11 protein-coding genes and 1 other RNA gene are annotated in these 13,110 nt (G+C 47.0%); 11 read left to right on the top strand and 1 reads right to left on the bottom strand.

Annotated features, from left to right (window positions below; genetic code table 11):
• Window positions 1-30: 30 nt before the first annotated feature.
• The 11 genes from era (at window position 31) to rnpB (ending at window position 11,603) form a co-directional block, all read left to right on the top strand.
• The gene (era, locus tag MHI55_RS22100; protein ID WP_047843779.1) at window positions 31-930 is read left to right on the top strand and encodes a GTPase Era; all 900 of its coding nucleotides are present in this window, start codon (window positions 31-33) and stop codon (window positions 928-930) included.
• Window positions 931-1,034: 104 nt separating this feature from the next.
• Window positions 1,035-1,175: a YqzL family protein gene (locus tag MHI55_RS22095; RefSeq protein ID WP_074095877.1), complete on the top strand. Its 141-nt coding sequence runs from the start codon at window positions 1,035-1,037 to the stop codon at window positions 1,173-1,175.
• A gap of 33 nt (window positions 1,176-1,208) precedes the next feature.
• Window positions 1,209-1,961 (top strand): DNA repair protein RecO, encoded by a 753-nt coding sequence (gene recO / locus MHI55_RS22090; protein ID WP_340386899.1) that lies wholly within the window; start codon window positions 1,209-1,211, stop codon window positions 1,959-1,961.
• A gap of 410 nt (window positions 1,962-2,371) precedes the next feature.
• Window positions 2,372-3,259 (top strand): glycine--tRNA ligase subunit alpha, encoded by an 888-nt coding sequence (glyQ, locus tag MHI55_RS22085; protein WP_017687252.1) that lies wholly within the window; start codon window positions 2,372-2,374, stop codon window positions 3,257-3,259.
• Window positions 3,252-5,327, top strand: a complete 2,076-nt coding sequence (glyS, locus tag MHI55_RS22080; protein WP_340386897.1) for a glycine--tRNA ligase subunit beta — start codon at window positions 3,252-3,254, stop codon at window positions 5,325-5,327. The genes glyQ and glyS overlap by 8 nt, the downstream gene beginning before the upstream one ends.
• 210 nt (window positions 5,328-5,537) lie before the next feature.
• Window positions 5,538-6,026, top strand: a complete 489-nt coding sequence (locus MHI55_RS22075; RefSeq protein ID WP_047843776.1) for a YaiI/YqxD family protein — start codon at window positions 5,538-5,540, stop codon at window positions 6,024-6,026.
• 47 nt (window positions 6,027-6,073) lie between these two features.
• The gene (gene dnaG / locus MHI55_RS22070) at window positions 6,074-7,894 is read left to right on the top strand and encodes a DNA primase (RefSeq protein WP_036615029.1); all 1,821 of its coding nucleotides are present in this window, start codon (window positions 6,074-6,076) and stop codon (window positions 7,892-7,894) included.
• 43 nt (window positions 7,895-7,937) lie between these two features.
• A complete protein-coding gene (gene rpoD / locus MHI55_RS22065; protein ID WP_017687256.1) occupies window positions 7,938-9,077 on the top strand; it encodes an RNA polymerase sigma factor RpoD in 1,140 nt (379 codons plus the stop codon).
• Window positions 9,078-9,261: 184 nt separating this feature from the next.
• Window positions 9,262-10,020: a class I SAM-dependent methyltransferase gene (locus MHI55_RS22060; RefSeq protein WP_100527037.1), complete on the top strand. Its 759-nt coding sequence runs from the start codon at window positions 9,262-9,264 to the stop codon at window positions 10,018-10,020.
• Window positions 9,996-11,111 carry a Nif3-like dinuclear metal center hexameric protein gene (locus tag MHI55_RS22055; protein ID WP_340386895.1) on the top strand — a complete coding sequence of 372 codons (1,116 nt, stop codon included), beginning with the start codon at window positions 9,996-9,998 and terminating at the stop codon, window positions 11,109-11,111. Before MHI55_RS22060 ends, MHI55_RS22055 begins: the two co-directional genes overlap by 25 nt.
• A gap of 82 nt (window positions 11,112-11,193) precedes the next feature.
• Window positions 11,194-11,603: RNase P RNA component class A (gene rnpB, locus MHI55_RS22050), an RNA gene on the top strand.
• Window positions 11,604-11,860: 257 nt separating this feature from the next.
• Here the strand turns inward: rnpB and MHI55_RS22045 are convergent.
• Window positions 11,861-13,090 carry a PLP-dependent aminotransferase family protein gene (locus MHI55_RS22045; protein ID WP_340386893.1) on the bottom strand — a complete coding sequence of 410 codons (1,230 nt, stop codon included), beginning with the start codon at window positions 13,088-13,090 and terminating at the stop codon, window positions 11,861-11,863.
• Window positions 13,091-13,110 lie beyond the last annotated feature (20 nt).

Below are 13,110 nucleotides of genomic sequence, written 5' to 3'. Positions count from 1 at the left end.
TTCCAGGCCTAGGCGCCTGAGGAGGAACATATGAAAAAACAAGCATTTAAATCCGGTTTTGTAGCCATTATTGGACGTCCAAACGTAGGTAAATCGACACTGATGAACCAAGTGATCGGACAGAAAATTGCGATTATGTCGGACAAGCCACAAACCACACGTAATAAAATTCATGGTGTGTATACATCCGAACATCAGCAAATCGTATTCCTGGACACACCGGGTATTCACAAACGTCAATCCAAACTTGGCGATTACATGAACCAGACTGCTCTGAATACGCTCGGAGAAGTAGAAGCAGCACTGTTCCTGATTGACGCTTCAGAGGGTTTGGGTGGCGGTGATCGTTATATTGCGGAACAGTTGAAAAATATCCGTACACCTGTCATTCTTGTCATGAATAAAATTGACAAAATTGAGCCGGAAGCGCTGCTGCCACTCATTGAGACGTATCGCAAGCTTCACGATTTCGCTGAAATCGTTCCTGTCTCTGCCATGCTTGGCAGCAATGTCAGCACGTTGCTGGAACAGCTCGGTAAGTATTTGCCAGAAGGTCCACAGTACTATCCTGATGACCAAGTTACTGACCATCCGGAGCAGTTTGTATGTGCCGAGTTGATTCGTGAGAAAATTCTGCAAATGACTCGTGAAGAAGTGCCTCACTCCATTGCTGTAACGATCGAAGATATGAAAGTACAGGATAATGGTGTCGTTTATATCTCAGCCGTCATTTTTGTGGAACGGGATTCCCAAAAAGGGATCATTATCGGCAAGCAAGGTGCCCTTCTGAAAGAAGTTGGTAAACGAGCTCGACACGACATTCAGAATTTGCTTGGCTCCAAAATTTTCATGGACCTGTGGGTTAAAGTGAAAAAAGACTGGAGAAATCAGGATCGGGTTCTGCGTGACCTTGGCTTTGGTCGTGACTGATCGTCGGAATTGTATCCAGTAATTGCAACACATAGTTTACCTTGCAAGACTCCATCCTATTTGGTAGATGCAGACGTCATTTCCGAAGAGAGGATGAAATTCCGATGCGAGATTTTTCGTGGAAGGTTTTTGCGATGACGGGGGATGTGGAGTCCTATTTGTTATATACCGAGGCGTGTAACTCGTTAGGACAGGAGTCGGATAATGCAAGGGAAGTGATTGAAGATGAAGAAGCCGAAGGATAACTGGCTGATTCGGGAATGGTTAGGTGACGAGGCATGCTATACAGGGTGGAAGGGATTGTCATCCGCAGCATGGACTACGGCGAAGGGAACAAAATCATTACACTTTGCACCGAAAGCGGCGGGAAAGTAGGGGTACTCGTCCGCGGTGCCAAAAAGCCCAAGAGCCGACATGCTGCACTGGTGCAGCCGTTTACGTATGGTCAATATGTATATTTTCGCAATACAGGTCTAGGCACACTGAACGCTGGAGAAATTGTTGAATCCTATCATGAGTTGCGTGAAGATCTGGTCAAGGCCTCTTATGCCTCTTATGCGTGTGAACTATTGGAACGGGTGCTTCAGGATGAAGAGACAGGTACATTTTGGTTCAAACAGTTAAAGGCGTGTTTGCAGGCGTTGAAGGAAGAGAAAGATCCGGTTGTTATTACAAGTCTGTACGAAATGAAAATATTACAGGCATCCGGATATGGTCCACAGTTCGATGAGTGCATCTCCTGCAATCAGGAGCGACCAGATGAGCAGTTGTTTATAAGTCCCAGACTTGGTGGCGTCTTGTGTCGAGCATGCAAACATTTTGATCCTCCAGCGATGTCAGTTAGTCCAAAGGCTTTGAAGTTGTTGCGTTTGTTCGCACAGTTGGATCTGCAGCGCTTGGGGAATATATCAGTGAGTGAATCTACCCGTGATGAGATCAAAAAGTTGATGCGTGCTTTTATGGATCATCAGCTCGGTCTGAATCTTAAATCCCGTTCTTTCCTCGATCAGATGGAGAAGTACGGGATTTGAGGCGTTTTGGTGGAAGTGAAACTATATCTTGACTTCATACTAGATTTTATATATTATGAAATATAATTTCTCTTTATGAGACATGCATTGAACGAGAAAGTAAAAGACTGGATTTATTGCATTTATGGAGACAAGTCGTTGTATAACACTTGGGAATCATGAATGAGCGAGCCGGGGATGGTGGGAGCCTGGCTGAATCGGTTTTTGAAACGGCACTCGGGAGCATGAATGGACACGGAAAAGTGGGCTGGAACGAACAGGATCATCCTGTTTGATCTAAGCCAAGTAGGGTGGAACCGCGGGAATAGCTCTCGTCCCTACGTCTGTACAACAGGCGTAGGACGGGGGCTATTTATTGTTGTCTTTACCGTCCTAAGCTTGCTAACAAACCATTGAAAAGGAGCATGATTATGAATTTTCAGCAGATGATTCTAACGCTGCAACAATTCTGGGCCGAGCATAACTGTATTATTGTCCAGCCATACGATACGGAAAAAGGGGCTGGTACGATGAACCCGATGACCTTTTTGCGCTCGCTTGGACCCGAACCTTGGAAAGTGGCCTATGTGGAGCCTTCCCGTCGTCCTTCGGACGGACGTTATGGTGAGAACCCTAACCGGCTGTACCAGCATCATCAGTTCCAGGTCATCATCAAGCCTTCTCCGGACAATATTCAGGAAATTTACCTGGAAAGTCTGAAACGTCTGGGCATTGATCCGCTCAAACATGATATTCGGTTTGTTGAAGATAACTGGGAGAATCCTTCCCTTGGTTGTGCAGGTCTTGGTTGGGAAGTATGGTTGGACGGAATGGAAATTACACAATTTACGTATTTCCAACAGGTTGGTGGGATCGAGACAAATCCGGTAGCTGTTGAAATTACGTATGGTATGGAGCGTTTGGCTTCTTACATTCAGGATAAAGAGAATGTGTTTGATCTGGAATGGGTGGAAGGTATCACTTATGGTGATGTATTCCGTCAGCCAGAATTCGAACACTCTAAATATACGTTTGAAGTATCTGATGTCAAAATGCTGTTTACACTCTTCAACATGCATGAAGAAGAAGCAAACAAGGCCATGGCGCAGCATCTGGTATTCCCGGCATATGACTATGTGCTGAAATGTTCCCACACGTTCAACCTGTTGGATGCACGTGGAGCCATCAGTGTAACGGAACGTACGGGTTACATCACACGTGTTCGTAATCTGGCTCGCCAAGTCGCTGCAACATATATGGAAGAGCGTGAGAAGCTAGGCTTCCCGCTGATCAAGAAAGGGGGAGCCGAGCATGTCTAAGGATCTATTGTTCGAAATCGGGCTGGAAGAAGTACCTGCCCGCTTTATGCGCGCAGCAATCGCACAGCTGCAAGAACGTGTCGTGAAATGGTTTGACGCATCCCGCATTGCTTATGGTGAAGTGAATGCATATGCTACACCGCGCCGTCTGGCTGTTTTGATTCACAATGTGGCTGAAAAGCAGGAAGATATCGAGGAAGAAGTGAAAGGTCCTTCACGCAAAATTGCCCTGGACGACAGTGGCAATTGGAGCAAGGCTGCACTCGGATTCGCCCGCAGTCAAGGTGTTGAACCGGACCAGTTCACGTTCAAGGAACTGAACGGTGTCGAATATATCTATGCAACAAAGAGCAGCAAAGGTGTGGAAACAGCTTCTGTAGTTGGTGAAGGATTACTTTCTGTATTACATGCCATGACGTTCCCAAAATTCATGCGTTGGGCTTCCTATGATTTCAAATTTGTACGTCCAATCCGATGGATTGTGGCTATGCTCGGCAGTGAGGTTATCGATCTAGAAGTGACAGGTGTTAAGTCGGGTAATGTAACTCGCGGACATCGTTTCCTTGGTAAGGAGGCTGTGATCTCCACTCCGTCTTCATACGTGGAAGTGTTGCGTTCCGAACATGTCATTGCTGATATCCAGGAACGTGAACAGATGATTGTATCCCAGATTCAGGCACTGGCTGCGGAGAAAAAATGGGATATCGCGATTAAGGAAGACTTGCTGGAGGAAGTTCTGTTCCTGGTGGAAACACCTACCGTATTGTTCGGGACATTTGACTCCTCATTCTTGAATATTCCACAAGAAGTATTGATTACTTCCATGCGTGAGCATCAGCGTTATTTCCCTGTACTGGACAATGAAGGACAATTGTTGCCATTCTTCGTGACGGTACGTAACGGTGGAAGTGATTCACTGGACGTTATTGCCAGAGGGAATGAAAAAGTTCTGCGTGCACGTCTGTCTGATGCCAAGTTCTTCTATGAGGAAGATCAGAAGCTACAGATTAAGGATGCATTGTCGAAGCTGGAAAGTATCGTCTTCCAGGAAGAATTGGGAACGGTTGGAGATAAAGTGCGCCGTATTCGCAAGATTGCCGATGGAATTGCTGCCAAACTGCAAGTATCCGGTGATGTTGCCGAATCCGTTAGCCGCTCAGCAGATATCTGCAAATTCGATCTGGTGACACTTATGGTGGGAGAATTCCCGGAACTGCAAGGTGTGATGGGTGAGGATTACGCTCGTAAAGCTGGCGAAAAAGAAGAAGTGGCCAAAGCGGTATTTGAACACTATCAGCCACGTTTCGCTGGAGATCAATCCCCTGCTTCTCTTGTTGGTGCCATTGTGAGTGCTGCGGACAAAATGGATACAATCGTGGGTTGTTTCTCCATCAACATTATTCCAACGGGTTCTCAAGATCCGTATGCGCTGCGCCGTCAGGCTGCAGGTATTGTACAGATTTTGCTGGATCACAAGCTTCCGCTGACATTGTCAGACGTGTTCGGAGTAGCACTTCAAGTGCATGCCCAGATGAACCTGTTGAAACGTGCAGATGAAGAGGTTCGTAAAGATCTGCAAGACTTCTTTGGTCTTCGTGTGAAAAAATTGTTGTCCGAAACAGTTCGCTACGACGTAGTGGATGCCGTAATTTCTTCCGGATTCGATGATATCAGCGCTGTGGTTCCAAAAGGTGAAGCGTTGATGGCGGCTGTTATGACAGGAGACGCATTCAAAACAACGGTTGAATCGTTCAACCGTGTGGGTAATCTGGCTGCCAAAGCATCCAATGCTTCCGTACATCCAGAACTGTTCACAGAAGATGGAGAACGTCAGCTACATGAGGCATGGAGCAAAACGAATGCAGAATATCGTCAGGCGTTGACTCAGCATCATGCTGCTGAAGCACTGGCTATTGCATCTGCCTGGAAGGATGGTATTACCTCATTCTTCGATTCGGTCATGGTTATGGCCGAGGATGAAGCTGTTCGTGCGAACCGACTTGCCTTGCTCGCGGCTATTGATCGTGACTTGAAAGGATTTGCTGATTTTTCCAAGTTGGTTTGGTAATTGGGCGTATTTCATGAGTCCTTTTCCACAGACTTGGCGCAAAGCTAAAATTCAGTATTAAAGAAGGATATATGAGGGTATAAATATACGGAACGGGTTGTGAAATGTATTTTTGACAACCGCTCCGTATTTTAGCCTTTGATTTCCCTCGTTCCGGCAGAAGGATTTTGCCTGGCCGGGGTCGTATATAACAATATGCAGCTATTTTATATGAAACCGGGTGGTCTGGGTTTGAGTGAGTTAAATATACGCCACATTGTTGTGGATGGTGATGCTTGCCCGGTCAAAACCGAGATTGCGCAAACCGCTCGCCTTTTCAACATCCCCGTATTGTTAGTCTCTTCATTTGATCATTTGCTTCAAGGAGGAGAAGGGGTACGAACCGTGCAAGTGGATCGCAGTGATCAGAGCGCAGACCTGTATATTGCTAATCATATTAAGCCATATGATGTGGTTATCACTCAGGACTATGGACTTGCGGCACTTGCGCTTGGCAAACGTTGTTATGTTTTGTCCTTTCGTGGTCGTGAGTTCAACGATCGTGACATTGATTTCATGTTGGATTCTCGTCATACTGCGGCCAAAGCACGAAAAAGAGGCCATTACGGGAAAGGCCCAAAGCCTTTCACAGAGCAGGATCGAGAAATGTTTCAACATAAACTGACAAAACTTTTAAAAGATTTGCAGGAGAATGTGTAAGTTTATCGAATTATATTTACGTGTTGAAGAGATGAAGGTGGCCAGAGATGAGTACCGGACAAGGCGGTATACCCGAAAGTATTATTGAATCGGTGTTACAGCAGAATGATATTGTCGATACGGTGAGCCGATTTGTGCATCTGACCAAACAGGGGAAGTATATGAAAGGCCTCTGTCCTTTTCATTCCGAGAAGACGCCTTCGTTCACCGTTACACCTGAGAAACAAATTTTCTACTGCTACGGTTGCGGCACGGGTGGAAATGCCATCAAATTCAGGATGGAAATCGAAGGGTTATCCTTTCCCGAGGCTGTCAAAACGATGGCGGAAGAAAGTCACATCTCTATGGGGGACTGGCAAGGGCGTGAATCTGCTCATGTGAATCCGGAGACGGAACGTCTGTTGGAGGCTTATGAGCTTACCGCGAAGCTGTATCATTTTTTGTTGAAAAATACAGAGCACGGCAAGTCAGCCATGGAGTATTTACGCTCAAGAGGTTTTGGCGACAAGTTGATTGACCAGTTCCAGATTGGTTTCGCACCAAATCGTTGGGACACACTGGTACAATTTCTTGAGAAACGTAACTATCCACTCGAAGAGATGGAAAAGGGTGGACTTCTGTCACCGCGAAATGAAGGTCAGGGATATGTGGATCGATTCCGAGACCGGATTATGTTCCCGATTAATGGCAGGAGCGGTAAGCCGATTGCATTTGCAGGACGCATATTGGGAGATGGGCAACCGAAGTATCTAAATTCACCGGAAACCCGGTTATTTAACAAAAGCCGTGTTCTCTATAATCTGCATCATGCCAAAAATGCAATTCGCAAACAAAGACAAGCCATTTTGTTCGAGGGATATGGTGATGTCATCTCCGCATGGGATCAGGATATCCAGAACGGTGTAGCGGCAATGGGTACTGCGTTAACCGAGAATCAGGCACTGATGCTCAAAGGGATGTGCGACGAAGTCATCATATGTTATGACGGCGACAGAGCAGGACAGGCTGCTGCACTCAAAAACTTCCCTATTCTTGAGGAAGCTGGATTGCAGGTCAAAGTGGCTCTCATTCCCGAGGGACTTGACCCGGATGATTTTATCCGGAAGCATGGTGGTGAACGGTTCCGAAACCAGATTGTGGACGGTGCCGTGACAACTACAAAATTTAAACTTATAAACTTAAAAAAAAGCCATATACTGCTAGAGGGTGGCGGACAAATCGCCTATTCGAAAGAAGCAGTAAAGTTGATTGCACCCTTACCTTCTCCAACAGAAAGGGAAGTGTATCTTCGTGAACTGGCTGCAGAAGTGGACGTATCGTTCGAAACATTGAAGCAGGAGTGTAATGAAGAACGGGAGGCGATGAAAAATAACCTCCAGTTTGGGGATAATAACCCGAAAAGGTGGAATAATGGTAGGCAACAAAATAGGCAGGTGCCTACACCCAATCTGTTGCCGGCTTATCACGCTGCCGAACGCAAACTGATTGCCTGGATGTTGCAGGATGATGAGGCTGCCCAGTACGTGAATGAGCATCTTGGTGAAGCTTTTAACTTGGATGATCATGCAGCTATTGCTGCTTATCTATATGCCTACTATGCGCAAGGCAAACCGTCGGATACAAGCCGTTTTATGTCTTCACTGCATGACGATCGTCTGGAAAAGACGGTTAGTTCAATCTCGATGATGGATGGTCCAGGTGAATGGAGTATTCAAATGCTCGATGATTGCATCAGGGAAGTGCTGAAGCATCCGCGTAAGAAAGAGTACGATTTGAAAAAAGAAGAAATGATTGCTGCAGAGCGGGCAGGTGATTCTGTACGCGCGGCACAGATTGCAATTGAAATGATTGCCCTAGAGAGACAGTGAACGTCTGATGATTAGATGTTTCTAGGGAGGAGGGAGTCGAATTATGGCGAATGATCAGCATACTGAACTAGAAACAGAATTGACACTGGATCAGGTTAAAGATCAATTGATTGAATCAGGTAAGAAAAGAGCTTCGCTGAATTACAAGGAAATTATAGAGAAACTCTCTCCTTTTGAGCAGGATGCAGAGCAAATGGATGAGTTCTATGAGCAACTGAGCGATCTGGGTATCGATGTAGTGAATGAAAATAATGAAGAGGTTACACTTCGTCCTAGTGAAGATTCCGAGAACAACACCAGAGAGGGAGAGGACGAATTCCACTTTGATGATGATCTGAGCTTGCCGCCAGGTATCAAAATCAATGACCCTGTCCGTATGTACCTCAAGGAAATTGGTCGTGTGCCACTGTTGTCGGCAGATGATGAAGTACAACTGGCTAAACGGATTGAGAACGGGGATGAAGAAGCCAAGCGTCGTCTGGCTGAAGCTAACTTACGACTCGTTGTCAGTATCGCCAAGCGTTACGTTGGACGTGGAATGTTGTTCCTTGATTTGATTCAGGAAGGTAATATGGGTCTGATCAAAGCGGTTGAGAAGTTCGACCACAAAAAAGGATACAAGTTCAGTACGTATGCAACATGGTGGATTCGCCAAGCGATCACTCGTGCTATTGCTGACCAGGCGCGTACCATTCGTATCCCTGTGCACATGGTGGAGACGATTAATAAGCTGATCCGGGTATCCCGTCAGCTGTTGCAGGAACTTGGGCGTGAACCGACACCAGAAGAAATCGCTGCTGAGATGGATCTGAGTGTAGAGAAAGTTCGTGAAATTACGAAGATTGCACAGGAACCGGTTTCTCTGGAAACACCGATTGGTGAGGAAGATGATTCCCATCTGGGTGACTTCATTGAGGATCAGGAAGCACTTGCTCCGGCGGATGCTGCTGCGTATGAGTTGCTGAAAGAACAGCTCGAAGATGTATTGGATACATTGACTGAACGTGAAGAGAACGTGCTTCGTCTACGTTTTGGTCTGGACGATGGACGGACGAGAACGCTGGAGGAAGTCGGCAAGGTATTTGGTGTTACGCGTGAGCGTATTCGTCAGATCGAAGCTAAGGCTCTTCGTAAGTTGCGTCACCCGAGTCGTAGTAAACGACTCAAGGATTTCCTCGAATAATCGAACTATGGGAGACTTTCCGCAAGACGCTTTAGCGGCGGCGGGGTCTCCTTTATTTTTAATTTAAACGTCTTGATTTCTTGGTTTTGGAAATTCATCCTTGAAATGTTTTATTGGATTTTATTTTATCGCTTTTCCTTGTTCAATGCAAATCAATAAATTAAATGAATGGTGTAGGTGCTTCATGAAACTTTCGAATCGATTACAGCGAATACATGATCAAATTCCCGATGGCAGCCGGATGGCTGATATCGGTTCAGACCACGCTTTACTGCCAGTAGCCGCAATCCGCAGTGGGAAAGCTGCAAGTGCAGTAGCCGGGGAAGTCAATCCTGGCCCTTATGATGCTGCATGCAAACAAGTCAGTGATGCCGGCCTGAAAGAAAAAATCACGGTGCGTCGTGGAGACGGTCTTGATGTGATCTCTGCGGGTGAAGTGGATGTCATCACCATCGCAGGCATGGGCGGTGCCCTGATTGCTTCTATTTTGGACAGAGGTTTATCCAAACTGGAAGGAGTCCAGTTACTTATTTTGCAACCAAATGTGGGAGAGGACATCCTCAGACGCTGGTTACTGGAGCATCACTGGGTGGTTGTAGCAGAACAGTTGCTCGAAGAAGATGGCAAGATCTATGAGATTATAACGGCGATGCCACAATCTGTAAGCCCGATTGCCAATGTAGAGGTGTATCGTGCACGTCCGCTTCAAGGCGGGACAGAATTGACGGAAGATTTGCTGCTACGGATGGGGCCTTATTTGGTTGATCGACCGACGGATGTATTTTTTTCCAAATGGGAAAGTGAGATCGTCAAACTGCAAGGGGTTGTTAACTCCATCTCCAAATCCGATCAGGATTCTTCCCGGGACAAGGCGGCTGAGGTAGAGCGTCTTATCGCAAACTTGAAGGAGGTTTTGGCATGTTTGCCAAAGGTCAAACTGTAATTCAACTGATGGAGCAACTCGCTCCCAAACATCTGGCTGTACCGGATGACCGCATTGGTCTCCAGCTCGGCAGTTTGCAAAAAGAAATCCGTCACGTGTTAGTAGCTTTGGACGTGACGGATGAGGTGGTGGACGAAGCGATTCGTATCGGTGCCAACCTGATTATCGCTCATCACGCGATCATTTTCCGTCCGGTTAAGTCACTGAGTACAGATACACCTATGGGTAAATTGTATGAAAAGCTGATTAAGCATGATATTGCTGTCTATATCAGTCATACAAACCTGGATGTGGCCGAGGGTGGGATGAATGACTGGATGGCCGATGCACTTGGCATCGAGAGTAAAGAATCGCTGGAAGATGTACACACAGATCATCTGTACAAGCTGGCTGTCTTTGTGCCTCGTACCCATCATGAACAGGTTCTTCAGGCCATTCTGGAAGCCGGAGCGGGGAGTATCGGTCAATACAACAAGTGCAGCTTTAACACGGAAGGTACAGGAACATTTGTACCTGGTGAAGGGACTCAACCGTTTATCGGTACCCAAGGGCAGATGGAACGTGTGGAAGAAATGCGGATTGAGACCATCGTACCCCAAAGTCTGAGAAGTAAGGTCGTTCAGGCGATGCTTAAGGCTCATCCGTATGAGGAAGTGGCCTATGACCTGTATGCAATGGATTTAAAGGGCCGTACGCTCGGTCTGGGACGCTTGGGACCCCTTAGGGAGCCTAAGACATTAGGTGAGCTAGTGGAGGTCGTGAAGACCCAATTCAATGTGCCTCATGTGCGGGTAGTAGGAAATCTGAACAAGCAGATCAAAAAAGCAGCGGTTCTTGGCGGCTCTGGCAGCCGTTACGCGCTCACTGCCCGCTTCAAAGGTGCGGATGTTATTGTGACCGGAGATATTGATTATCACACGGCTCATGATGCGTTAATGGCAGGTATGTGTATCATCGACCCGGGACATAATTCCGAGAAGATTATGAAACCAAAAACAGCGGATTGGCTTCGTTCCCGTTTGGAAGAAAAACGATATGATACGCAAGTTACAGCTTCAGAGGTAAATACGGAAGTATTCCAGTTTATCTAAAAAGACCGTTGCTGTGCAGCTCCCAGTAATATTAAGCTTGTCTGGGAACCTAAATGCCTGTATACTATGTAATGTTGTTCGGAAAGCTTGACAGACAATCGCTGGTGGCCTTTGTTGCCACGAGAGGAAAGTCCGGGCTCCACAGGGCAGGATGCTGGATAACGTCCAGTCAGCGCGAGTTGAAGGATAGTGCCACAGAAATGGACCGCCGATGGCCGGATTTTCCGGCACAGGCAAGGATGGAACCGAGGTGTAAGAGACCCCGAGGAACGCTGGTGACTTCGTTCCTGGTAAACCCCATCTGGAGCAAGACCTAATGGGACACAGCCGCCTCTTCGGAGGAGGCAACCTTAGCCCGAGGTGTGTCTAGGTTGGTCGCTTGAGCTGTGCAGCAATGTATGGCCTAGATAGATGATTGTCGCTTCTGGTGGGAGGGTAGTTCCCGTATGAACCACGAAGAGCACAGAACCCGGCTTACGGTAAGCTTTCCTAACTGCAACAACAACACTATTGCAACACAATGTAGTCCACCTATCAGTCGAGGACAACTCGTATGAATTATCCGATGGCCTGACTGATCAGAAGGACCCATGAACATCTAAAAAAACTTAACTCCTGTTGATAACAGGTTCTATAAAAATAAGGCGGCAGTTCCGAGATTCTCGGGCCTGCCGCCTTATTTTTGTTTCTCATATCAAGTTATTAATCTTCATACGCTAATGGAATAGTCAAACGTTTATGACAGTTCATTACAGTGTAACAACACTGTCCGATGTTAAGGAAGCATGCCAACGTTGGATGGCGCGATCCATTCTTTCCACGGCTTCCGGAAGGAGCTCAGGGTCCGTATGAGTAAAGTTGATCCGCATGCGGTTTAACTCTGGTGTGCCTGCATAGAAGGAATCACCAGGGACAATGCACACTTTCTCCTGGATACCATAAGTGAACAGATTGCTTGCAAGCATGCCTTCAGGCAATTGCAGCCACAAGAACATGCCACCTTGAGGTGAATTCCACGAGATACCTTCCCAAGCTTTGGCTGCCATAAGAGTAGTCAGTGTTTTCATGCGTTGTTCGTAATCCTCTGAAATATGGCGGATATGCGCATCCAGATCGAAAGATTCAAGTAGTGCATGAAGCGCTCTTTGGTCAATGCTGCTGGAGTGCAAGTCAGCACCTTGTTTGGCTCGTGCTGCCATTTTGACAATATCGGGAGCAGCCAGTATCCAGCCCGTACGAAGGCCAGGTGCTACCGTTTTGGAGAATGTACTGGTGTAGATAACGTTGGAAGGGCCGTCATAGGATACTGCATCCAGTTCTGCAAGAGCAGGGACATCCAATTGCTCCGGATTAAACCGAATTTCACCATAGGGATCATCCTCCAGAATGAGTACACCATACTTGCGGCACAGATCCACAGCCTGCTGTCTTCTTTCTCGCGACCATACTTTTCCCGTAGGATTGGAGAACGTGGGATTAATATAGACAAGTTTTGGACGATGCAACTGGAGCTGTTCCTCCAGAGATTCAGGCAACATACCGTGATCATCACAGGCTACGCCGTGAGATTCAGCCTGATAGGAATGAATGACTTGCAGAGCAGCGAGGTAGGTTGGTGATTCAACCAATACGCGGTCACCCGGGTCGAGAAGGATGCGGCAAACCAAGTCAATGGATTGCTGTGAACCCGTAGTGAGAAGCATGTGATCGGGTGAAGCGGGAATGCCCTTGGATTCAAGACGTTCGGCGATTTTGGCGCGAAGAGGACGGTAACCCTCAGTCTCCGCATATTGAAGAGCGGCTGCTCCGCCCATAAATACTTTTTCATATGCAACGCGTATGGCTTCCAGCGGGAATGAAGTCTGGGCTGGTAATCCACCGGCTAGAGAGATCATTCCAGGTGCCTGAGCGGCCTGGAGCATGTCGCGAACGACAGAGGACGGGGTGTTTTGTGCCATTTTGGACCAAGGGATACTCATGTTATTCTCATCTCCTGTTA

This window comes from Paenibacillus sp. FSL E2-0151, from assembly GCF_037993015.1.
Lineage (GTDB): Bacteria > Bacillota > Bacilli > Paenibacillales > Paenibacillaceae > Paenibacillus > Paenibacillus amylolyticus.
The sequence above is the reverse complement of the archived record's forward strand: the minus strand, read 5'-3'. Positions and strand labels throughout refer to the sequence as shown.